This is a genomic window from Kitasatospora sp. NPDC051702 (assembly GCF_040681575.1).
GTDB lineage: Bacteria > Actinomycetota > Actinomycetes > Streptomycetales > Streptomycetaceae > Kitasatospora.
In genome coordinates, this window is record NZ_JBFAZB010000033.1 from 45,155 (window position 1) to 68,254 (window position 23,100).

13 protein-coding genes are annotated in these 23,100 nt (G+C 77.0%); 4 read left to right on the top strand and 9 right to left on the bottom strand.

The window, feature by feature from the left end; translation table 11 throughout:
• Positions 1 to 90: 90 nt before the first annotated feature.
• Positions 91 to 1,002: an alkaline phosphatase family protein gene (locus tag AB0N04_RS25280; protein WP_360221648.1), complete on the bottom strand. Its 912-nt coding sequence runs from the start codon at positions 1,000 to 1,002 to the stop codon at positions 91 to 93.
• A gap of 304 nt (positions 1,003 to 1,306) precedes the next feature.
• Between AB0N04_RS25280 and AB0N04_RS25285 the strand changes: the two genes are divergently transcribed.
• Positions 1,307 to 2,569, top strand: coding sequence for a serine hydrolase domain-containing protein (locus AB0N04_RS25285; protein WP_360221645.1), 1,263 nt, complete (start codon positions 1,307 to 1,309; stop codon positions 2,567 to 2,569).
• A 28-nt stretch (positions 2,570 to 2,597) separates the two neighbouring features.
• Here the strand turns inward: AB0N04_RS25285 and AB0N04_RS25290 are convergent, their stop codons facing one another.
• Together AB0N04_RS25290 and AB0N04_RS25295 are read right to left on the bottom strand one after the other, a co-directional pair.
• A complete protein-coding gene (locus AB0N04_RS25290; RefSeq protein WP_363365317.1) occupies positions 2,598 to 5,024 on the bottom strand; it encodes a tetratricopeptide repeat protein in 2,427 nt (808 codons plus the stop codon).
• Between the two features lie 334 nt (positions 5,025 to 5,358).
• Positions 5,359 to 8,058 (bottom strand): BTAD domain-containing putative transcriptional regulator, encoded by a 2,700-nt coding sequence (locus tag AB0N04_RS25295; protein ID WP_360216915.1) that lies wholly within the window; start codon positions 8,056 to 8,058, stop codon positions 5,359 to 5,361.
• A gap of 288 nt (positions 8,059 to 8,346) precedes the next feature.
• On the opposite strand from AB0N04_RS25295, the gene AB0N04_RS25300 reads away from it, so the two are divergent.
• Positions 8,347 to 11,205 carry an AfsR/SARP family transcriptional regulator gene (locus tag AB0N04_RS25300; RefSeq protein ID WP_360216912.1) on the top strand — a complete coding sequence of 953 codons (2,859 nt, stop codon included), beginning with the start codon at positions 8,347 to 8,349 and terminating at the stop codon, positions 11,203 to 11,205.
• Between the two features lie 65 nt (positions 11,206 to 11,270).
• Here AB0N04_RS25300 and AB0N04_RS25305 read toward each other — a convergent pair whose 3' ends face one another.
• From AB0N04_RS25305 to AB0N04_RS25315, 3 genes are all read right to left on the bottom strand, one after another.
• Entirely contained in the window at positions 11,271 to 11,963 is a 693-nt protein-coding gene (locus tag AB0N04_RS25305; protein ID WP_360216909.1) for a sigma-70 family RNA polymerase sigma factor, read from the bottom strand.
• 178 nt (positions 11,964 to 12,141) lie between these two features.
• Positions 12,142 to 12,492 carry a hypothetical protein gene (locus AB0N04_RS25310; protein WP_360216906.1) on the bottom strand — a complete coding sequence of 117 codons (351 nt, stop codon included), beginning with the start codon at positions 12,490 to 12,492 and terminating at the stop codon, positions 12,142 to 12,144.
• A gap of 419 nt (positions 12,493 to 12,911) precedes the next feature.
• The gene (locus AB0N04_RS25315) at positions 12,912 to 14,720 is read right to left on the bottom strand and encodes an alkyl sulfatase dimerization domain-containing protein (protein ID WP_360216903.1); all 1,809 of its coding nucleotides are present in this window, start codon (positions 14,718 to 14,720) and stop codon (positions 12,912 to 12,914) included.
• Positions 14,721 to 15,066: 346 nt separating this feature from the next.
• Between AB0N04_RS25315 and AB0N04_RS25320 the strand changes: the two genes are divergently transcribed.
• Positions 15,067 to 16,449: a MinD/ParA family protein gene (locus AB0N04_RS25320; RefSeq protein ID WP_360216900.1), complete on the top strand. Its 1,383-nt coding sequence runs from the start codon at positions 15,067 to 15,069 to the stop codon at positions 16,447 to 16,449.
• A gap of 272 nt (positions 16,450 to 16,721) precedes the next feature.
• The gene (locus AB0N04_RS25325; RefSeq protein ID WP_360216897.1) at positions 16,722 to 17,198 is read left to right on the top strand and encodes an OsmC family protein; all 477 of its coding nucleotides are present in this window, start codon (positions 16,722 to 16,724) and stop codon (positions 17,196 to 17,198) included.
• A 320-nt stretch (positions 17,199 to 17,518) separates the two neighbouring features.
• On the opposite strand, the gene AB0N04_RS25330 is transcribed toward AB0N04_RS25325, so the two are convergent.
• From AB0N04_RS25330 to AB0N04_RS25340, 3 genes are all read right to left on the bottom strand, one after another.
• Positions 17,519 to 17,941 carry a carboxymuconolactone decarboxylase family protein gene (locus tag AB0N04_RS25330; protein WP_360216894.1) on the bottom strand — a complete coding sequence of 141 codons (423 nt, stop codon included), beginning with the start codon at positions 17,939 to 17,941 and terminating at the stop codon, positions 17,519 to 17,521.
• Positions 17,942 to 18,195: 254 nt separating this feature from the next.
• Positions 18,196 to 19,632 (bottom strand): S8 family serine peptidase, encoded by a 1,437-nt coding sequence (locus AB0N04_RS25335; protein WP_360216892.1) that lies wholly within the window; start codon positions 19,630 to 19,632, stop codon positions 18,196 to 18,198.
• Positions 19,629 to 23,072: a right-handed parallel beta-helix repeat-containing protein gene (locus AB0N04_RS25340; RefSeq protein ID WP_360216889.1), complete on the bottom strand. Its 3,444-nt coding sequence runs from the start codon at positions 23,070 to 23,072 to the stop codon at positions 19,629 to 19,631. Before AB0N04_RS25340 ends, AB0N04_RS25335 begins: the two co-directional genes overlap by 4 nt.
• Between the last annotated feature and the right edge of the window lie 28 nt (positions 23,073 to 23,100).

Below are 23,100 nucleotides of genomic sequence, written 5' to 3' on the forward strand. Positions count from 1 at the left end.
GACACGCCCTCGGCACGGCCGTCACGCCCCGCAGGGGGACGTGACGGCCGCTCCCGCTGTCCGGCCCCGGGCAGCGGGGCCGGCCGGGGGTCAGTTCCAGATGCCGGTGATGTCGCTCGCGGTGGCGGCGTTGCCCGCGTGGCCGGTGGCGCCGGCCAGGTCCTCCAGGGTGCGCAGCAGGTTGTAGTGGTTGTAGGTGGTGGCCGAGCTGCTGCCGGGGGCGACGTGGGCGCCGTAGATCACGGTGGGGATCCGGTTGCCGGCCAGCCGGTTGTCCTCGTCGAAGGTCACCACGAGCAGGCTGTTGTGGGTCTTGGCCCAGGTGGCGTAGGCGCCGAGGTTGTTCTTGACCCAGGTGTCGCCGGTGCCGACCGAGCAGTCGTGCATGTCGCTGCAGAGGTTGGGCACGACGAAGGAGACGTTGGGCAGGGTGGTGTAGTCGGTCGGGAACTGCGCGAAGGTCTTGGCCGAGCTGAGCGCGACGTTGCCGAAGCCGAACCACGGGTTGTGCTTCTGCGCGTACTTGCCGCTGCTGCAGACGGTGCTGCCCTGGGACGGCAGGGTCTCGTTGTAGCTGGCCCAGGTCCTGCCCGCGGCGGTGACCTCGGAGGCCAGGTTGGCGCCCTGGAGCGCGCCGACGCTGACGCAGCTGTCGTCGGTGATGCCCTGGGTGGAGCCGGAGAACAGGGCGTAGTAGTTCGGCTGGCTCGGGTGGGTGATGCCGAACGACTGGGTGAGGTTGGCGCCGCCGGTGGCCAGGGAGTTGAGGTACGGGGCGCTGCTGCTGCCGATGACCTGGGTGTAGGCGTGGTTCTCCATGACCACCACGATGATGTGGTCGGGCGTCGGCAGCGCGGCGGCGTGCGCGGTCGTGGCGGTGGCGGCCCAGAGGCCGGCGGAGGCGGCCACGAGCGCGGCGGCCGAGCCGAGGGCGGTGGCGGTGCGGCGGGAGCGCGGCTTGGTGGGGTTCACGGGCTGGGTGGGCTTCGTGGGCGAAGTCATGACAAGTCCTTGGGTAGGGAACGGCCGTGGCGGCCGTCCGGCCGGGGAGCGGACCGCGGGACGCCTGGCGGGCTCGGTGGGGCGGGGAGGGCCGAGGTGCCGGAGCACGCTCGGAGCGCCCGAACAGCATCGGGTGGATCCGTCGACGCGGGTAGGCCACGGCAGGTGAAACCTTGGCTCCGGGCCGGGAAACGGTTGGTGCGTCCGGTCCGGTTCACTTTGCCAGCGGCCGCCCCGGCCGGTGATAGTGGATCTTCGAGGACGTGGCCCGACGCCGCGTCAGCTGACGAGAGAACAGAGGACCATGGCGAAGACCAGCCTTCTCCGCCCGCTCGCCGTCGCCGCCGCCGGTGCCGTCCTGGTGGCGACCGGTGCCGCGCACGCCGCCGCCGCCGACCGGGACACCACCGGGGCACCCACCCCCGACACCGCCGCGGTGCTCGCCGCCCTGAGGACCACCGCCGACGCGGGTGCCCCGGGTGCCTTCGCGGTGATCCGCGACCACGGCGCCGGGTCCACCACCCGCTCGCTGTCCGTCGGCAAGGCCGACCTCGACGGGACCCCGATGAACTCCTCGTGGCGGTTCCGCGTGGGCAGCAACAGCAAGATGTTCGCCGCCGTTCTCGTGATGCAGCTGGCGGAGGAGGGCCGGATCGACCTCGACCGGCCGCTGCGCGACTATCTCCCGGCCGGGACGCTGCCCGACGGCTGGACGATGACCGGCCGCCAGGTCATGGAGCACCGCGCCGGGATCTACGACCACACCAACGACCTGCTGGAGCAGGCCGGCGAGGAGACCACCAGCGCCTTCGAGGCGCGCATCCGCAGCACCGTGTACGAGCCGCGCGACCTCGTCGCGATGTCCGTCAAGCACGGCCAGCAGTACACGCCCGGCAGCCGCTACTCCTACTCCAACACCGACTTCGTCCTGATGGGCCTCGCCGTCGAGAACCTGACCGGCCAGCCCTACGCGGAGGTGCTGAACGAGCGGATCATCCAGCCGCTCGGCCTGAGCAGGACCTCCTTCGTCGTCCCCGACCAGGACATCCGGGGCGCGCACGTCACCGGCTACCTCACCAACGACGACCGCACCAAGCCGCTGCTGGACTCGACCCTGGCGAACGGCTCCTGGGTGTGGGCCGCCGGCGCCGTCATCTCCGACGCCGCCGACCTCGACCGCTTCCTCACCGCACTGGTGGCCGGCAGCAAGGGCGGCCTGGTCACGGACGACTCGCTGAAGCAGATGACCGCCGCCATCCCCACCCCCACCGCGAAGGTGGCCTACGGCCTCGGGCTGCGCCGGATCACGCTCTCCTGCGGCGACGTGTACGGCCACGGCGGCATCGTCCAGGGCTTCCAGACCCAGTCCTTCACCACCCAGGACGGCAAGCGCTCCGTCGTCGTGTTCGCCAACGCCTCCAACAACGGCGCCGTGACGCAGGGCCTGATGGGCGCGCTGGAACCGGCCTTCTGCGGCAAGAAGCCCGCCGCGGCGCGCAACTCCTTCGCCCCGAGCGCCTTCGCCGAGGACGACGTCCTGCCGGTGGTCGAGGACACCCGGATCTGACACCCCGCCCCCGGCCGGGCCCGCGGCGTCAGCCCGTCCGGCGGTGGCTCTGCCGGGGGCCGTCCGTGCTCAGGTCGGTGAGCGCCTCGGTGAGCAGTTCGCGGGCCTCGTCGGCACGGCCCTGCTCGATCAGGGCCGTGCCGAGCTCGGTCAGCGTCTTGGTCATGCTGTCCGGCCGGCCGATCGCCTCGTAGTGGGTCAGGGCCTGCCGGTACGCCTTCTCGGCGGCCGGCCAGCGCTTCAGCGCGGCGCGGTCCAGGCCCAGTTCGTGCGCCGTCATGGCGGCCATCAGGTGCATCAACGGCGAGGACCAGCGCTCCACCAGCTCCAGCGCCCCGGCGAGCGCGCGACGGCGGTAGTCCACCGCCTCCTCGGCGCGGCCGGAGTCGCGCAGGCAGTTGGCGGCCCCTCGCAGGGTGACCAGCCGGCCGATCCTGGCCGAGCGGCTGGTCACGGTGCCGAAGGCCTCCCCGGCCCGCCCGTAGGCGTCGATGGCCTCACGGTGGCGGTGCAGGTGGCGCAGGCCCGCGGCGAGGTAGCTGAGCGCCCAGCCCTCCTGCTCGCGGTCGCCGAGCCGGCGGGCCAGTTCCAGCCCCTCGCCGGCGAGTTCGGTGCCGCGCTGGTAGCGGTGCAGGCAGGTGACGTAGGTCCAGGCCAGGTAGTTCACGTGCACCACCTCGGCCTGCCGGTCGCCGCAGGCGCGGGCCGAGTCGACGGAGAGCTGGAAGACCTCCGTCCAGAGGTCCCAGCTCAGCAGCCGGTCCGAGAACCAGTGCATGGCCTCGGCGGTGGCGATCACCTCGCGGTGCCGGCCGGCCGCGAAGGCCTGGTAGAGGGCCGCCAGCCACTCGGTGTGCTCCTCCTCCAGCCAGCGCGCCGCCTCGGTGAGCGGCACCGGCGGGCCGGAGCCCTCCCACGGACCCCCGGAGTGCGGCCCGGCGCCCGCGGCCGTGGCCTGGGCGTGGTCCGGGTCGAACCGCAGGCCGAACTCGGCGGCCCGGTCCAGCAGCCAACCGCCCGCCCTGGTGCGGGCGTCCGCCACCGCGCCGGGCTCCTCGTCGACGCCCAGCCGCTCGCCCGCGTAGAGCCGCACCAGGTCGTGCAGGCGGTAGCGCTCCGGGGTCGCCAGCTGCACCAGCCCCGCGTCGATCAGCTGTTCCAGGACCAGCTCGGTGCGGGCGGCCGACAGGCCCGCGTAGGCCGCGGCGACGGCGGCGGTGAAGTCGTGCCCGGCGGTCAGCGCGCAGCGGCGCAGCACCAGCTGGGACTCGGCGGGCAGCCGCCGGTAGGACAGCGCGAAGGCCGGGCGGACGGCCAGGTCACCGGTGGCCAGGAGGTCCAGCCGGTGCTCCTCGGCCGCCAGCTGGCGCACCAGGTGGCTCACCGGCTGCTGCGGGCGGGCGACCAGCCGCTGCCCGGCGATCCGCAGCGCGAGCGGAAGGTAGCCGCAGAGCCGGGCCAGTTCGGCGGTGGCGTCGGGCGCGGCCTCGATCCGCTCCCGGCCCGCGATCCGGGCCAGCAGGTCGGCGGCCTCGCCCGGGGAGAGCGCGTCCAGCCGCAGGCGGTGCACCGACTCCAGGCCGGGCAGCACGTTGCGGCTGGTGACCAGGGTGACGGCCGGGCCCGAGCCGGGCAGCAGCGGGCGGACCTGGGCCTCGTCGGCGGCGTTGTCCAGCACCAGGACGAGCCGCCGCTCGCGCACCAGCGCCCGGTAGAGGCCCGCCCGCTCCTCCGTACCGGCGGGCACCGCCCGGTCCGCGACCCCGAGGGCGCGCAGCACCTGGCCGAGGGCGTCCCGGGCGGAGAGCGGGGTGGCGGACATCCCGCCGAGGTCGAGCGAGAGCTGGCCGTCCGGGAAGAGCGGGGCCAGGGTGTGCGCGGCGTGCAGGGCGAAGGCGGTCTTGCCCAGGCCGGGCTGACCGCTGATCAGGACCACCCGGGGATGGGCCGGTTGGGCGTCCCCGGCGAGGTCCGCGAGCAGCGCGAGGGCGTCCTCACGGGCGGTGAAGTCGGCGATGTCGCGGGGCAGGGCGAGGGCGCCGGGGGCGAGCGGGGCGGCGGCCTCCGGCTCGGCCGGGGGCCCGGTCACGCCGGCGGCGACGGGCTCCGCACCGCGGTCCGGCGAGGCGGGGGCGGTGCCCGTGGTGGCGCTGGGGCCGGCGGTCGCCGTCGACCGGGTGCCCCGGGGGCGGCCCGACTGGGCGGCCCGGTCCAGGGTGGCGGCGCGCGCCGCGTCCAGCCCCAGCGCCTCGGCCAGCGCCCGGACGGTCCGCCGCTGCGGCCCCCGGGTGCGGCCGCGCTCCATGTCGCCGACGGCGCGCAGGCTGACCCCGGCCGACGCGGCGAGCTCCTCCTGGGTGAGGCCCGCCGCCACCCGGTGGCCGGCCAGCAGGCGGCCGAACTCGCCGCCCCCGTCGGCGCCCGAACCTGCCACCGTGTCGCTCGCAGCCGTCATGTCCGCCCCTGATCGCACCCGTTACTTCTGCCTGCTGTCGTGCCTGCCAGGCAGCCCCCGGCAGAAGTATGCCGGGCAGAAGTATGCCTCGTACCCGACCCTTTCCCCGCATCGGGCGCCCGGCGGGCGCACCGCCCGGGCGGGCGGCAGCGGGCCGCCGGGCAGTCGGGCCGGTCCGCCGCACGGGTGGTCGCGCCCATCACTTCCGCCCACAGTTCTGCCTGTGGTTCTGCCTGTGCGGTCGTGGCCCGGCACGGGGACCACCGGTGCGGGAGCGCCCGGCCCGGGCGCCGTCCGCGCGTCGACCGCCGGTCCGGGACGGCCCCGGGCCCGCTCAGCGCTCGCCCGCGGCGAGGGCCTGTGCCTGCCGCCGTTCGGCCGTGCCCTCGGCGGTGCGGCCCAGTGCGCAGAGCAGGTCGGCCAGCAGCCCGTGCGAGCGGGCCTCCAGCGTGACGTCCCCGACGGTGCGCCCGAGGGCGACGGCGAGCCGGGCGGTGGACAGCGCGGCGTCGCCGCGGCCGAGGGCGTGCAGGGCGCGGGCCCGGCTCTGGGTGGCGAGGACGGCCTCGGCGTCGGCGGAGCGGCCGGTGGCGATCCGCACCGCCTCGTCGGCGTGGCCGAGGGCCAGCTCCGGGGCGCCGGCCAGCACGAGGGCGTCGGCCAGGTCGGTGAGCGCACCGACCAGCAGGTCGTCGACGGCCGGGACGCGGGCGGCGGTGACCAGGTCGGTGAACAGCACCAGGGCCTGGTCGTAGCGGCCGGCCCGCTGCAGCGCGCCGGCCACCCGGCCGCGGCAACGGTGGCGCAGCAACGGGTCGCCGGCCCGGTCCGCGGCGGCGACGGCCCGGTCCAGCTCCTCGGCCGCGGTGCGGTGGGCGGCCCGCTCGACGTGCAGGACGGCGAGGTCGGTGGCCAGCCGGGCGACGGCCGCCTGGTCCGCGCAGGCGTGCGCGGCCCGCAGGCCGGCCTCGACGACGGCCCGCCAGTGCGTCCGGTCGTGGCCGGTGGCCTCGTAGAGCAGGCTGGTGCGGTGCGCGAGCTGCCAGGCCTCCGTCGTCCGGCCGAACTGCTCGGCGCAGACCACCACGGCGTGCAGTGCGGCCTCCTCGCGCCCGAACCAGGCGGCCGCCTCGGCGGGCGCCGGCGGGCCCCCGTCCACCGTCCACGCGGCGGTGACCGCGAGGTAGTGGGCGATCAGCCGGTCGAGCGCCACGAACCGCTCGTCGCAGGTGAGTTCGGCGGCCTGGCGAGCCGCGTAACGGCGGACCAGCTCGCGCCGGGCGTACCGGCCGGGGGTGGTCTCCTCCAGGAGGTGGACGGCGTCCAGCCGGGTCAGCAGGGTGCGGGTGGTGGCGCGCGGCAGGTCGGCGAGCGCGGCGGCGGTGGCGGTGTCGATGACGGCGCCCGGGTGCAGCCCGAGCAGGGTGAACAGCCGGGCGGGGGCGGGCGGCAGGGTCCGGTAGGTGCGGTCCAGGGCGGCGGTGAGGCCGAGCGGTCCGCGCCCGGTGCCGGCCAGCGCGGAGAGGCCGGTCTGTTCGTCGGCGAGCTCCTCGACCAGGTCGGCCAGCGACCAGCCGGGGTGGGCGGCGAGCCGGCCGGCGGCCAGCCGCAGGGCGAGCGGCAGGTGGTCGCAGGCGGTGGCGAGCTCGGCGGCGGCCTCCGGTTCGGCGGCCACCCGCGCGGTGCCGAGGGCGCGGTCGAGGAGGTCGGCCGCGCCCTCCGCGGTGAGCGGGCCGAGCGGGAGGGCGGTGCCGCCCTCCCGGACCAGCAGGTGGCGCAGCCGGCTGCGGCTGGTGACGACGGTGACGGGTGCGCCGCCGCCCGGTGCGGGCGGGTCGGGCAGCAGCGGTGCGAGCTGCTCGTAGGAGAACGCGTCGTCCAGCACGACCAGCGTCCGGCGGTCGGCCAGCAGCTCCCGGTAGCGCCGGGCCCGCTCCTCGGGGCAGGCGGGCAGGGCGTCCGCCGGCTCGCCGAGGGCGAGCAGGAAGCCGGCCAGCACCTCGGCGGGCTCCCGCGGCCCGGCCGGGTCGAAGCCGAGCAGGTCGGCGTGCAGGAGGCCGTCCGGGAAGTGCCCGGCCGCGCGCTGCGCCCAGTGCCGGACCAGGCTGGTCTTGCCCGCCCCGGCGGGCCCGGTGACCAGGATCGGGCGGCCGCTGCGGGCGGCGTCGGCCAGGGCCGCGTCCAGCCGGCCGAGGTCGGCGGACCGGCCGGTGAACCGGCGGTCCGGGGGGCCGAGCCGCGCGAACGGGGTGGGGCGGTCGGCGTCGTCGGCCGGCCGTTCCGGTCCGCCGGCCAGCAGCTCACCGGCGCGGCGCAGATCCGGCCCGGGCGGTCCGGCCAGCCGGGCGACCGCCAGGTCGTACCGGGCCTGCGCCTCGTCCCGGCGGCCGGCCTGCTCGAGGCAGCGGACCAGCCGGGCCGCGAGCGTCTGACGGCTCGGGTGGGCGGCCGCAGCCTCGGCGAGCTCGGCGGCCAGTTCGCCACCGCGGCCGGCGCCCAGGAGCCCCTCGGCGAGCCGGTCCAGGGCGCGCAGCCGCAGGTCGGTGAGGGAGGGCAGGGTGCGCTCGCGCAGCAGTGCGGAGCCGCAGTCCGCGAGGGCCGGGCCACGGAAGAGGTCCAGGGCGGTGCGCAGCAGCGGGACGGCCGGGTCGGGCGAGCCGGTCCCGGCGTGCCCGGCGGGCGGCGGCGGGGTGGGCAGCAGCACGCCCGCCCGGTCGCAGAGCAGGCCGAAGCGCAGCAGGTCGACGCGGTCCGGGTCGCCGGTGAGCAGGTAGCCGCCGCCGCGGGTGTCGAGGGTCAGCCGGGGGTCGTCGAGGAGTTGCCGCAGGGCCGCGACGTGGCCCTGGAGCGCGGCCCGGGCGGTGGGCGGGGCCTCGCCGTCCCAGACCAGCTCGATCAGTTCGTCGGTGCCGACGGTCTGGTTGAGCCGGATGGCGAGGGTGCTGAGCAGGGCGCGGCGTTTCGGAGCCGAGGGCGTGACCGTCGTCCCGTCGTCCCGTCGTACGGCGACCGGCCCGAGCAGGTCGATGTGCATGCGGCCCTCTCCTCCCCTGTGGCCGGCGGATCCGCCGCCGCCGACAACCGTGGGCGGCCTTCCGGCGTTCTTGAGGATAGGTGCAGGATCCGTCCGCGAACTCCGGGCCACGGGGAGCCGGCCCGCCGCCGTGCCGGGTGGCGCGGGACACGCCCGGCCGTCGCGGGCGGGCGATCTGGCGCGAACAGGACAGTTCAGGGCACTACACTGCACCACCCCGGGGCACGCCCCCGGTGGTCGTGGGGCGGGGGGACGCCCTGGTTCTCGTGGGGTGAGTGGGGGTAACTGGTGCGGATTCGGCTCCTGGGGCCGGTCGAGCTGCGGGCCGGGACGGACGGGTTCGTGTCGCTGCCGGGCGCGCAGCGCCGGGCGATCCTGGCGCTGCTGGCACTGCGGCTCGGCCGGGTGGTCGGGGTGGACGGCTTCTCCGAGCTGCTCTGGGGCGACCGGCCGCCGGCCAGTGCCCGGGCGGCGCTGCAGGGGCACGTGGCCGCGCTGCGCAAGGCGCTCGCCGGCACGCCGTTCGTGCTGCACACCCGCTCGCCCGGCTACCTGCTGGACGGTCCGGCCGACGAAGTGGACGCGCTGCTCTTCGAGTCGCTGACCGGCCGGGCCGGGGAGCGGGCCGGACGCGGCTCCCGGGCGGCGGACGCGGAGGCGATCGCGCTGCTGGAGCAGGCGCTGCGGCTGTGGCGCGGCGAGGCGCTGGCCGACCTCCCGGACACCGCGCTGCGCTCGGCCGCCGTGGACCAGCTGGACCAGGCCCACTCGGCCGCCGTGCTCAGCTGGGCGGGCCTGCGGCTGCGCCAGGGCAGCGGCGCCGCGGCGGTGCCCGCGCTCGAGCAGAACGTGCGCGCCGACGGGCTGCGCGAGGAGATGGTGGCGCTGCTGATGCGCTGCCTGCACCAGGCCGGGCGGCCGGCGGACGCGCTGGCGGCCTACCACCGGGCCCGGCGGCGGCTGGACCGCGAGCTGGGGCTGCGGCCCGGCCCGGCGCTGGAGGCGGCGCTCGCCGAGGTGCTGTCCGGGGACCGCGCGCAGGACGCGGACCCGGCGGGCACCGCCACGCTCACCGCCCCGGTCTCCCCCGCGGGCCCGGCCGTCCCCGCGGCGGTGCCGCGGGTGCCGCGGCAGCTGCCCCGCCGGCCGCTCGACGTCGTCGGCCGGGGGGCCGAGGCGGGCTGGCTGGACCGCGAGTGCGGCCCGGAGCGTTCCGGGGACGGCCTCGCGCTGGTGGTCGGCCCGGCCGGGTCCGGCAAGACCACGCTGGTCGCCTCCTGGGCGCACGGCCGCGCCGCGGACTTCCCGGACGGGCAGCTCTTCGCCGACCTGCAGGGGCTGGACCCCGAGGGCCCGGTGGACCCGGACACCGCCCTGGACCGCTTCCTGCAGGCCCTCGGGGTCGCGCGGGAGGCCGTGCCCGCGGACCGCGACGGCCGGGCCGCGCTCTACCGCGACCGCACCCGGGGGCGGCGCCTGCTGGTGGTGCTGGACGACGCCGCCGACGCCGACCAGGTCGCCGACCTGCTGCCGGAGGGCCCGGGCTGCGCGACCGTGGTGACCAGCCGGGGCTCCCTGGAGGGCCTGGTGTCCGCCGACGGCGCCGCACTGCTGCGGCTGGAGGCGCTGCCCGAGGCCGACGCCCTGCGGCTGCTGGAGGGGGCACTGGGCACCGAGCGGCTGCGGGCCGAACCGGCCGCGGCCGCCGAGCTCGCCGCGCTCTGCGACCACCTGCCGCTGGCGCTGCGGATCGCCGCCGCCCGGCTGGCCACCCGGCCGGACTGGACGATCGCCGAGCTGGCCGCCGAACTCGCCGACGAGGGCACCCGCCTGTCCGTCCTGGACGCCGACGGCGCGACCGGTGTCGCCACCGAACTGCGGCGCACCTTCCGCCGGCTCTCCCCCACCGCGGCCGAGCTGCTCACCCTGCTCGCCGTCCACCCGGGCCGGGAGGTGGACGCCCTGGCCGGCGCCGCGCTGCTCGGGGCCGACGCGGTCGCCGCCCGCCGGGCGCTCGGCGAGCTGACCGCCCACCACCTGCTCACCGGCACCGCCCCGGGCCGCTACGGCCGCACCGAACTGGTCCGGCTGTTCAGCGCCGGGCTGCTCGCCGAGCAGCCCGAGGAGTGCCGGCGCCTCGCCTGGGAGCGCCTGGTGGACTACTACCACGCGGCGCTGCGGCACTGCGGCGCGTACCTCGACCCGGGCCAGGAGGACGACGACGCCCCGGTGCTGCCGCTGCACGCGCTGCCGCCCGCGACGGACATCCGCACCGCCCTGGACTGGTTCCGGGCGGAGGAACCCGCGATCCGCGCGCTGATCGACACCGCCGACAGCACCGCCCCGGACCGGGCCTGGCGGCTCGCCCTGACCTGCGGGTCGCTGTACTACGGCGCCAGCCGCTTCACCGACTGGCTGCGGTGCGCCCGGGTGGGCGAGGCGGCGGCCGAGCGCTGCGGCGACCCGGTCGCGAGCGCGCTGCTGCACGTCAGCCGGGCGCAGGCCCTGGTGGCGCTCGAACGGCGCCACGAGGCGGCCGAGGTGGTGCGCAAGGCCGTGGACGCCACCCGGTCGATGGCCGGGCCGGTGGCCGTGTCGGCGCGCGTCCGGGCGCTCGCCACCCTGGGGCTGGTCACCGCGATGACCGGCAGCGCCGCCGAGGCGGACCGGCTGGCGGCCTCCGCGACCGCGCTGGCGCTGGAGGCCGGGGACCGCCGGCGGCTGGTCGACGCCCTCGTCCACCAGGGCTGGGTGAACCTGGCGGGCGGCGACCGGGAGGGCGCGCAGCGCCGGTCCCGCGAGGCCAGGCAGCTGCTGCCGGCCGTCCCCGTCACCCAGGTCCACATCTGGTCGATGCTGACCGAGGCGCAGTCGCTGCCGCCGACCGTCCACGACCAGGAGGTCGACCTGGCCTGGCACCGGCTGCTGGCCGCCTGCGAGGAGGCGGGCCTGCTCTACCTGCACGCGATCGCCGAACAGTCCTACGCCGGGCTGCTGCTGGCGCGCGGCCGGGAGCGCGAGGGGACGAAGCGGCTGCGGCTGGCGCTGGACCGGTTCGACCGCCACGACCGGCTGGCCGGGTTCGTGAGCGAGTTCACCGGCGGGTTGGAGGAGTCGTTGAAGCTGCGCTCGTCCCGGTCGTTCTGACCGGGGGGCACCGACTGACCGGCGGTCACCGCGCCACGGCCGGGGTCACCGCGCCGCGGCCGGGGTCACTGCGCGACGGCGCCGGAGCGGGCCCCGCCCCGGGCGCCGCGGCCCTCACCCGGGCCGTAGCCGTGCTCCGCGGACAGCACCGGGCGCAGCGCCCGGATCGCGTAGAAGTTGCGGGACTTGACGGTGCCCGGCGGTACCCCGAGGCGGGCCGCCGCCTCCACCACCGAGCGGTCCTTCAGGTGGAGTTCGACCAGCACCTCGCGGTGGTGCTTCTGCACCCGCCGCAGCGCCAGCGCGATGTCCCGGGCGACGACCACCTGTTCGTACGGGTCGTCGCAGAGCGGGCGGTCCTCCAGGGGTTCGCCGATGACCTCCTTGGCGCGGGCGGCGGCCATCCGGTAGTGGTCGATGGCGATCCGGCGGGCGACGGTGAAGAGCCAGGGGCGGGCCTGCTCGGCTCCGGCGGACAGCGCCTCCGGGTGCTGCCAGGCGCGCAGCAGGGTCTCCTGCAGGATGTCCTCGGCCTTGCCGCGGTCGCCGCCGGTGGCACGCAGCAGGGCGCGCAGCAGGTAGCCGCCGTGCAGCCGGTGGATCTCGGCCAGGATCTCCGGGTCGAGAGTGGGGCGGGCGTCCCGCGGGGTGCGCTGCGCGGGGACGGCAGCCGTGGCGGCCGACGGGTCCGTGCCGGCCGCCGGGCCGGCGGACGGCTGGGTGACGGACAGGGGCTGGGCGACGGGCTGCTTCGACACGCGCGACCTCTCAGATCGGGCCAGGGGCGGGGCGACCACCGACCGGACGTCCCAGGCGGCTACGGCAGCAGCCTGCCGGGGCCCGCCAAGGCCGCACCAACGATCCGCCAACGCCCCCGGCCCCGCGCGGGCCCGGCCTCGGGCCGGGCCGCCGCCGCGGGGCCGGGCCCGCACCGGGTCAGGCCGCGTTGAGCGCCCGCACCAGCTCCTGGACGCCGTCCTCGCCGTGGTACTCGATCAGCACCGCGACCCAGGTCGCGAGCCGGTCCCGCTCCGCGGACGACCAGTCGGTCGCCGACGGGTGCTCGTCGACCACCAGCGCCTCGGCGAGCCGTCGCAGGCCGGGCGGCGGCTCCGGCCGCCACCGCTCGGCCGGCAGCGCCCGCAGGGCGAGCCGCCTGGCGACGGCGATCACCTCCTCGGCCGGCCCCTCGGGCACCGCCAGCACGGGCGGCCCGGGCTCGCTCGGAGCGACCTGCCGCACCAGCGCCGCGACGACCTCGCGCACGTCCGGCCCGTCCGGATCCATCGTTGTCCCTCCCCCGTCCCGTTCGCACGGGACTCACGCCGGTTCCTCCTGCATGACACTCGGCGTGCACCGAGTGCCACCCGGAGACGGTATCCACTGACGGCCGGTCCGGCAGAGGGTTTTCCGGTACGGCCGCCCGGCTGCCACCGGGTCGGCCCGGCCGGTACGGCTCGGCGGTATCCTGCGGATCCCCGCCGTGTCCGTCAAGATCCACAAGGCGCCGCCGGGGGCGTCCTAGGCCGTGCCCGAGGAGCCGTGGCGGGCCCTCGGCCGGGCCGTGGCGCGGATCGTGGGGTGCGGGGTGGTGCGCATACGGGTCCTCCCGGGCCGTCGGGGCGCGCCGCGCGCCCCGACCCGCTCAACGGGCCCCCCGCCGGGGGCGGTTCACGGGCCCCGGGGAGTGATCCGCACGACACTCCCTACGGTGTGACGATCGGGAAGTCCGGGTCGACCCGGTCGACGACCGAGCGCAGCGCGCTCAGCGCCGTCGGGTCCCCGGCCACGGTGACGCCCTCGGGCTGCCGGCCGGCCAGCAGGACCACCAGCTGTTCCCTGGTCAGCGTGAAGGCCGCGTCCGTCCCCGCGCCGAAGAGGTCGGGGGCGACCGGGGCGTGCACCAGGACGCCGTTCTCCAGCGTGGTGCGGTGGTACCGGTCCAGGTCGGTGACGTGCCAGTCGATCACCGCCCGCAGGTCCCACGCGCGCGGGCCGTCGATCCGGATCGCGATCGCGTCGAAGAGCTGCTCCACGGTCAGCGCGCCGGCCAGGCCGGAGGAGGCGATGGCGGTGCGCTCGACGCCGTGGCGCAGCTCCCTGGCGCCCATCAGGTAGCAGTTGCGCCAGGTCGCGCACTCCGCGCCGTAGGCCAGCCGCTCGAAGGTGTCGGCCAGCAGCTCGCGCGCTGCGGCGTGCTCCGGGTCGGCGAAGACGGCGTGCCGCAGCAGTTGGGCGGCGAAGCGCAGGTCCCCGTCGTCGGCGTAGCCGCGGGCCTTGGCGACCACCGCGTCGACGCCGCCCATGCAGTCCGCGTAGCGGCGGGCGCTCGCGGCCGGCGGGTGCTCCCACAGCGAGGACGGGTGGCCGTCGTACCAGCCCATGTACCGCTGGTAGACCGCCTTGACGTTGTGGCTGACCGAGCCGTAGTAGCCGCGGGTGTGCCAGGCGGCGGCGAGCCGCGGCGGCAGTTCGACCCGCTCGGCGATCTCGGCACCGGTCAGGCCCTGGTTGAGCAGCCGCAGGGTCTGGTCGTGCAGGTAGCCGTAGAGCTGGCACTGCTCGGCGAGGAAGCGGGCGATCCGGTCGGTGCCCCAGGTCGGCCAGTGGTGCGAGGCGAACAGGACGTCGCTGTCCGCGCCGAACAGGGTCAGCGTCTCGTTCAGGTAGCGCGACCAGACCCGGGCGTCGCGGACCAGCGCGCCGCGCAGGGTCAGGATGTTGTGCAGGTTGTGGGTGGCGTTCTCGGCCGTGCAGAGCGCGCGGTGCGCGGGCAGGTGGAAGTTCAGTTCGGACGGCGCCTCGGTGCCGGGGGTGAGCTGGAACCGGAACGGCACGCCGTCGAGCGTCTCCTCCTGCCCGGTGCGGGTGATCTCCAGGGTCGGCGCGACCAGCCCGGGCTCGCCCTCCGAGGCGGCGAAGCCGAGCCCCATGCCGACCTGCCCGGTCGGGCCGGGCGGCACGGCCGCGCCCGAGTAGTACATGCCGCGGCGCAGCATCGCCGTGCCCGCGTAGACGTTCTCCGCGACCGAGTTCGCCAGGAATCCGGCGGGGGCGAGGACCGGCGTGCCGTCGCCGGGGGCGAGGACCCCGAGGATCCCGCCGAAGTGGTCGATGTGCGAGTGGGTGAAGACCACCCCGGTGACCGGCCGGTCACCGCGCCTGTCCCGGTAGAGCGCGAGGGCCGCCGCGGCCGTCTCGGCGGACACCAGCGGGTCCACCACCACGACGCCGCGCTCCCCCTCGATCAGGGTCATGTTCGACAGGTCGTAGCCGCGGACCTGGTACACGCCCTCGGTGACCTCGTACAGGCCGGCGCGGGCGCACAGCTGGGACTGCCGCCACAGGCTCGGGTGGACGGTCTCCGGGCAGTCGCCCGCCAGGAACGCCGTGCGCTCGAAGTCCCAGACGACCCGGCCGTCGCGACCGGTGACCGTGCCGGACGGGGGCCCGGCCAGGAACCCGCGGTCGGCGTCCTCGAAGTCCGTCCGGTCGGAGAAGTCCAGCGCCGTCATTCCTGCCTCCAGTCGCCAGGGGCGGCGGCGCGGGCGAGGGGGCGCCCCGCCCGTCGCACGACCTTCCCGATTCTTGGCCGCCGCCGGGCCGGGCGCCCGTCCGCCGTGCCGTTCGGGTGGGTTCCGCGCCGGTCGGGCTGCGGCGCGGACCGGTCCCGCCCCTCCCGGCCGGGCGCCCTCCCTGGGCGCGACCCCGCAGGTGAGCAGGACGCCGCCGTCGGGGGCGTTGAACGCGGTGGCCCCTCCCGTCCGTTGAACGGGTCGGACGGCCCGCGCGCGGTCGGCGTCGGGGGCGCCGGCGACCGCGGCACGAGACGGGGCCGACACGGCGACAGGAGGCGAACAGGTGGCCGCCGACCACATGCACACCGGGCGGGTGCACCGTCTGGCGCAGGGCCCGGACTGGGACCTCGCCCCCGACTACGGCCCCCGCACCGCGCCCGCCGGGGCAGCCGCCGGGGTGGCCGCCCCGGTCCTCGCCGGGGCAGCCGTCGGGGGGCCCGCCGGGGCGACCGCGGCGCCGCCCACCGGGCCCGGGCCGACGACGACGGGGCCGGCAACGGAGCCCTCACCCGACTGGCGCCGGCCGCTGGACGTCCTCGGCACCGTCCTGGTGCCCCCGGAGGCCCGGCCCGCCCCGAGCCCGGCCCCGGCCGTCCCGTCGGTCCCGTCGGCCCCGGCCGTCCCGTCGGCCCCGGCCGTCCCGCCGCCCTTCGCCCGGCTCGCCCCCGTGCCGCCGGCCCTGCCGGCGCCACGCTTCGCACCCGCCGCTCACGTCCCGGCTGCGGCCCCGGCGCCGCAGCCTTCAGCCGCCGCGCCCCGGCCCCGGCGGTCCCTCGGCCTCCCCGCCCTGTCCGGCGGGCTCGGCCGCGGCCTCGGCCTCGCCCGGGGCGAGCGGGAACGCGAACGGGAGCGGCTCACGGCCACCATCCGCACCCCGCTGCACCGCTCCTTCCGGATCGCCGTCGTCGGCCTCAAGGGCGGGGTCGGCAAGACCTCGGCCACCCTGGCGCTCGGCTCCGTCCTCGCCGGGACCCGCGCCGACAAGGTCATCGCCGTCGACGCCAACCCGGACACCGGCACCCTCGGCCGCCGGATCCACCGTGAGACCCCCGCGACCATCCAGGACCTGCTCGCCGCCGCACCCGGCATCTCCGGGTACATGGACGTCCGGCGCTTCACCTCGCTCACCCCCAGCGGGCTGGAGGTCATCGCCAACCACGCCGACCCCGCCGTCGCCAACGGCTTCGGCGGCGAGGACTACCGCCGGCTCGTCGAGCTGCTCAGCCGCCAGTACCCGATCGTCCTCAGCGACTGCGGCACCGGCCTGCTGCACGGTTCCACCCGCGCCGTCCTCGACCTCGCCGACCAGCTCGTCGTCACCGCCACCACCGGCGTCGACGGCGCGAGCAGCGCCGACAGCACCCTGGAGTGGCTCCGCGCCAACGGCTACGCCCACCTCGCGGAGCGCAGCGTCACGCTGATCTCCGGCATCCGGGCCGGTGGCCGGTCCATCCGGGTCGAGGAGCTGGTCGCCCACTTCGAGCGCCGGTGCCGCGGTGTCGTCGTCCTGCCCTTCGACGAACACCTGGCCCTCGGCGGCGAGTTCGACCCCGCCAAGCTCCGCCCGCGGACCCGTCGCAGCTACCTCGAACTCACCGCGCTGGTCGCCGCGGGCATCCCCCTCGTCGCGCCCGCGCCCGCACTCGGGCCCGTACTCGGCCCGTGACCGCGGAGGTCAGCCGTGGTACTCCCGGCCCTCGATGCAGAAGCGGGCCGCGACCACCCACCTCGAAGCCCGCGCTGCCAACCGGTCGCCGGTCGGCATCAAGCGCGTCACGCCGACCTCCGGGTGGTCCTCGACCGGGTGGCCGAACGACGCCGGGCCTCGCGCGGGGCGCCTCGCTGCGGTTGACTGGCCGGGCCGCGGCCCTTCCGGCCCACGGCCCGGCCGGAGTCCGCCCGGAGAACGCCCGTATCCGCCCGCTCGGAGGCATCCGCATGGCCAGGCAGTACGCGTACACCGCCGAGATCACCTGGACCGGCAATCTGGGCGCCGGCACCAGCGACTACCGCTCCTACTCCCGCGACCACGACGTAGCCGTCGAGGGCCTGCCGACCATCCTCGGCTCAGCCGACCCCGCCTTCCGCGGCGACCCGGCGCGCTGGAACCCGGAGCAGCTGCTGCTCGCCGCGCTCGCTCAGTGCCACCTGATGTCGTACCTGTACCAGTGCGCGGTGAACGGGGTCGTGGTGACCTCGTACGTCGACCGCCCGGTGGGCACCATGGCCGTCGCCGCCGGCAGCGGGCACTTCACCTCGGTGGTGCTGCACCCGCGGATCGAGGTCGCCGAGGCGGGCATGGTGGAGAGGGCCCTCGCCCTGCACACGGAGGCGAACCGCGGCTGCTTCATCGCCAACTCGGTCAACTTCCCGGTGCTGCACGAGCCCGAGGTGACGGTCGCGGGCCGGGAATGACGGGACCGGTCCGACCGGCCCGGAGCAGTCCGGCCCGGAGCAGCGGGCCGGCCGGGGCGGTCGCCGGCCCCGACCACCGCCCCGGCCGGTCCAGCAGCACGGCGATGTAGCCGGCCACCTCGTCGCACGGTTCCTCCGACGTCGGCACGCACCAGTGACCGCTGCCCGCGGGGCCGCCGATCGCGTGGAGCGTTCCGGCGAGCCCGCAGCGGGTCCGGGCGGCGGCGAAGCGGGCGTCGTCGGGGCCGAGGGTCCTCGTCGGTGTTCGGACCTGCCCGGCCGCGGAGGCCGGGCAGGTGCCGAATCAGGCCGAGAGCGTGTCAGTCGGCGGCGACCGGGAGCAGGCCGCGCTCGGCGAACACCTTCTTGGCGACGAAGGTCGCGTTGAGCGCCTTGGGGAAGCCGCAGTAGGCGGCGGAGTGCAGCAGCGCCTCGACGATCTCCTCGGGGGTGAGGCCGACGTTGAGCGAGGCGTTGACGTGCACGTCCAGCTGGGGCTCGCAGCCACCGAGCGCCGTCAGCATGCCCAGGGTGACCAGCTGCCGGTCCCGCGGCGCCAGCCCGGGGCGCCGGTAGATCTCGCCGAAGCCCCAGGCGACCACCTGGTGGGCGAGCTCGGGGCTGATGTCGGCCAGCGCGTCGACCACCCGCTGCCCGCCCTCGCCGTCGACCCGGGTGAGGACCTCCATGCCCCGGTCGAAGCGGTCCTGGCGGGTCTCGGCGGGGTTCACGGGGGTGTCCATGCGGGTGCTTCCGTTCCGGCCGCGCGGAGGCGGCCCGTCGTCCTGTCCGGTGCGGTCCGACCGGTGGTGTCCGACCACCGGGCCGGGCGGCCCGCGGTCATGACAGGACGTTAGACGTTGGAGTGCACTCCAACTCAAGCCCCGCCGTCCGACGGCCCCGTACGCACACTCGTGGCGCCGACGGCGGGAGGCGAAAGGGCGGCCGGGGCCGCCGCGCCGGGGAGGCGGTGCGGTGCCGCGGCCGTGACCCGGCGTCAGACGGACCAGCGGCCCGGGCGCCAGGAGCGGCGGCGACCGGCGGTGCCGAGCGCGGCGGCGCCGACCACGAAGGCCACCCCGGCGGTGGTGGCGGCCGCGATGACGACGGCCTGGTGCCCGGAGGGGTCCGCTGGCGGGGGCCGGAGCACGGTGACCGTCGGGGCGCTGCGGGGCGCCGGGTCACCGGCGACGGGAGCGCTGACGGCGGCCAGCGGGTCCACGGTGCCGTAGCCGAGGAGCGGGTCGGGCAGGGCGGTGCCCGGGTGGTAGGCGGTGGTCCGGAGCCGGTCGGCGAGGCGCTCCGGGGTGAGGTCCGGCCGGTAGGCCAGGGCGAGCGCCGCGGCGCCGGCCACCACGGCCGTGGCGAAGCTGGGCCCGGCGCCGGTGAAGTGGCCCTTGCCGCCGGGGCCGACGCTCAGCACGGCGTCGCCCGGGGCCACCAGGTCGACCCTGGCCGGATCCGCGGCGCCGCTCGGCGGGGCACCGTCGGGGGCGAGGTCGGCCACGGCGAGGACGCCCGGGAGGGCGGCGGGCAGGACGGGGGGCGGCGCCGCACCGGAGGACCCTGAGCCGCCCTGGTCAGGGGCGGCCGGGGCGATCACCAGCGCGCCGCGCTCGGCGGCGTGGCGGACGGCGTCGGCGAGTTCGGCCTCGCCCGTCGACACGGTGACGCCGACGGCGATCACCCGGGCCCCGCCGTCGGCGGCGTCCCGGATCCCCTTGGCCAGCGCGGCCGGAGTGGTGTTCCCCGCGTCGTCGGTCACGGCGACGGCGAGGATCCGCGCCTCGGGCGCGATCCCGGCGAAGCCGACGCCGTCCTGGCGGCGCGCGGCGACGAGCCCGGCGAGGAAGGTGCCGTGGCCGACGCAGTCGCGGGTGGAGTCGCCGGTGCCACCGTACTCGCGCGGCCCGGGGGTGAGGCGGCCCTCCAGGACGCCGGAGCCGGGGTCGACACCCGAGCCGACCACGGCGACCGTCACCCCGGCACCGCGGCTGAGCTCCCAGGCGGCCTCGGGGCGCAGGTAGGCCTGCGCCCAGGGGGTGCGGTCGGTGCCCTTGTCGGAGGGCTTGAGGCAGCCGTCGGGCCGCCCGCTGCCCCGGTTCTGGGCGACCAGCGGCAGGGCGGAGGGCTCGGCCCCGCCGGGGGCGGCGGCGGAGGCGCCCGGGGCGGCCGGTCGGGCGCGGGCCGCCGGCGTCCCGGCGACGGCCGCGGACGTGCCGGCGACGGTGCCGGGGACGGTGGCGGGCCCGGACGCCCCGGGGGCGGCGGGGGGCGCCGCCGGGGCCGCCAGGGCGGGCCCGGCCGGGAGCAGCAGGGCGCCGCAACAGAGCGCGGCCGCGGCCGCGCGGGCCGCCGTGCCCGCCGGCCCCGGAGTCGCCCGTGTCGCCCGTGTCGCCGGTGTCCCGGGCGTCCTCCTCTCCCCCGCCGTCACACCGCGCTCCGCTGCGCCGACCCGGGGATGTCCTGGGGCAGCAGCAGGCTGAGTTCGGAGAGGTCGCCGACGTCGAGCCGGGCGAGGCGGCCGGCCTGCCGGGTGACCATCGACTCCAGGGTCTGCCGGGCGAAACGGCCGTTGCCGAAGGTGCGGTCCCGCGGGACGGCCTCGCACAGCTCGGCGAGCGCGGCCAGCGTCTCGGGCGCGCAGACGTAGCCGGCCTCCTCGGCCTGCATCCGCACGATGGTGACGAGTTCGCCGGTGCTGTAGTGGTCGAAGGCGATCTGCTGGGAGAAGCGGGAGGCCAGACCGGGGTTGGAGCCGAGGAAGCCCTGCATCTCGTCCTGGTAGCCGGCGACGATCACGACGACCTCGTCGCGGTGGTCCTCCATCAGTTTCATCAGGGTGTCCACCGCCTCCTGGCCGAAGTCGCCGCCCGCGGCCGCGCCGCGCGGGGTGAGGGTGTAGGCCTCGTCGATGAACAGCACGCCGCCGCGGGCGCGTTCGAAGGCGTCGCGGGTGAGCTGGGCGGTGTGCCCGATGTAGCGGCCGACCAGGTCGGCCCGGGCGGCCTCGACCAGCTGGCCGCGCGGCAGGACGCCGAGCTCGGCGAGCAGCGCGCCGTACAGCCGGGCGACGGTGGTCTTGCCGGTGCCGGGCGGCCCCGCGAAGACGAGGTGGTGACTGATCCGGGCGGTCGGCAGGCCGGCCTCCTCGCGGCGACGGGCCTGGGTGATCAGGTTGACGAGGTTCTCGACCTGCTCCTTGGCCGCCGCCAGTCCGACCATCGACCGCAGCCGGTCGAGCAGTTCGCTGCCGCCGCCGGGCCCGCCCGGGCCGGCGGGGCGGGCCGTGGCGGCGAGCTCCGCGCCGAGGTCCTCGGGGAGCAGCCGGGCGAGGTCGGCGTCGGTGATGTCGGGGAGGGCGGCCAGCCGGGACGCCTGGCGGTCGACCATCTCCTCGAAGACCTTGCGGGCGGCGCGGCCGTTGCCGAAGTCGGCTCCCTTGGGCATCCGGGTGAAGTGCTCCCCGAGCACCTCCCGGGTGTCGTCGGCGAGTTCGAAGCCGTGCCCGGCGGCGGCCCGTTCGACGATGGTGACCAGCTCCTCCGCCGAGTAGTTGCGGAACTCGACGCTGCGGCTGAAGCGCGAGGCCAGGCCGGGGTTGGAGCCGAGGAAGGAGCGCATCTCCTCCGAGTAGCCGGCGACGATCACCACCACGTCGTCCCGGTGGTCCTCCATCAGCTTGACGAGGGTGTCGATCGCCTCGCGGCCGAAGTCCGGCCCGGTGCCGCCGGATCCGGCGGAGAGCGTGTACGCCTCGTCGATGAACAGCACTCCGCCGAGTGCCGACTGGAACACCTCGGTGGTCTTGATCGCCGTGCCGCCGACGATGGAGGCGACCAGGTCCGCCCGGGCCACCTCGGTGAGGTGCCCGCTGCGCAGCACGCCGAGCTCGGCGAGGATGGCGCCGTAGAGGCGGGCGACGGTGGTCTTGCCGGTGCCCGGCGGCCCCGCGAAGATCAGGTGGCGGCCCATCGGCAGGGCCGGCATGCCGGCCTGTTCGCGGCGCCGGGCCAGCTTGTTGAGGTTGACCAGGGTGGCGACCTGCTCCTTGACCCCCTCCAGGCCGACCAGCGCCTGCAGCGCGGCCTGCGGGCCCTCGGGCTCGGCCGGCGGAGGGTCGGCGGGCTGCTCCGCCGGGGGCCCGGCTCCGTCGACGCCCCCGTCGCCCGGCGCACCGCCCGGCCGGTCGGCCGCCGGGCCGCTCCCCGCCCCGGCGGTCGCGGTGCCCCCGCCGTCGGCCCGCCCGTTCTCCCGGCTGGTCAGGTCCTCGACGGACAGCCGGTCACCGGACCCGGTCCGGGACAGGCCCGCGCCGCGGTTGCCGGTGACGGTGCAGCCGGTGATCCTGATCGGCTCCTCGGACTCGGCGCGCAGCCCGTCGCGGGCGTTGTCGGCCATCTCGCAGCCGGTCAGGGCGGCCCGGCTGCCCGCGGCCAGCAGGACGCCGTGCCGCCGGTTGCCGTGCGACCGGGAGCGGGCCATGGTCAGTTCGCCGCCGTCCTCGACGACGACGCCGTCGGCGGTGCACCCGGCGATGTCGCAGTCGCGCAGTGAGGCGGTGCCGCCGTGTCCGACCTCGACCCCGGGGACGCCGCCCGGAGCCGCGGCCCCCTTGCCTCCGGCGGCCCGGCCGCCGGCCGTGCCGCGCACGGTGGTGCCGCCCACCTGGGTGTTGCCGCCGTCGGCGACCCGCAGAGCGGCCAGCCCGGTGGCGGCCAGGACGCAGGACTCCAGCCGGCCGCGCCCCTCCCGCAGCACCTCGACGCCGTGGCCGCGCACCTCGGTGACGTCCAGCCGGCGCAGCAGCGGGTTGGCGCCGTCGCGCACGCTCACCCCCGCGCCGGCCGCGCCACGCACCTCCAGCCGGTCGAACTCGGCGGCGCTCTCGCCGACCAGCTCGACGCCCGCGGCGCCGCCGTCACGCACGACAGTGCGGGTCAGGGCCGGGCTGGAGGCCTCGTCGACCAGGATGCCGGCCAGCTCCGGGGCGAGCACCTCGCACCCCTCGAAGCCGCCCCGGGAACGCCCGGTGACGTGGATGCCGTGGCCCTTGGTGCGCGCGGTGCGGCAGCGCCGCACCAGCGGATCGGTGCCGCCCGCCAGGACCAGGCCGTGGCCGCGGATGTCCTCGACCGTGCAGTCCTCCAGCAGCACCCGGGCGGCGGAGTCGACGAAGACCCCGATCGGCGCGGCGCGCACGGTGGTGCGCAGCACCCGGGTGCTGCTGTGCTCCTCCAGCGCGATCCCCGGTTTGTCGGTGGCGGAGATCTCGCAGTCCTCGATGGTGCCGCGGCCCTCCCCGTTGGCGCAGACGCCGTTGCCGCGGGCGTCGCGCAGGACGCAGTTGCGGACGACGGGGTCGGCCCGCTCGCCGATCACCACGGCGGAGCTGCCGAGGTGCTCGACCACGCAGTCCTCGATCACGCTGGTCCCGGTGGACGTCTCGACGATCCCGGCGCCGGCCGGGTTGACGACCCGGCAGCCGCGCATGGCGAGCGCCCCCTGCTCACGGGTGAACAGGGCCGTCCACGAGTTGCCGACGACCTCGCAGTCGTCCAGGGCCGCCTGCCCGCGCGGGACGTCGACGGCCGGCAGCTCCTCGTCCCGGCCCTGGAGCACCAGCCCGGTCAGCTGGACCGCCTCGGCCACCACCTGCACCACCGCGCCGCGCCGGGGGGAGATCCGGACGCTGCCGCGGGCCTCCTCGGCGGTGATGGTCACCATCTTGGTGATCACCAGGTTCTCCTCGTAGCGGCCCGGACGGACGCTGATCACCGTGCCGCTGCGGGCCGCGTCGAGCGCGGCGCCGATGGTGCGGTAGCCGCCGCCGTCGTGCTGCTCCGCGCTGACCGTCAGCACATGGCGGATCATGGTGCGTTCTCCTCCGTCGTTCGTGGCC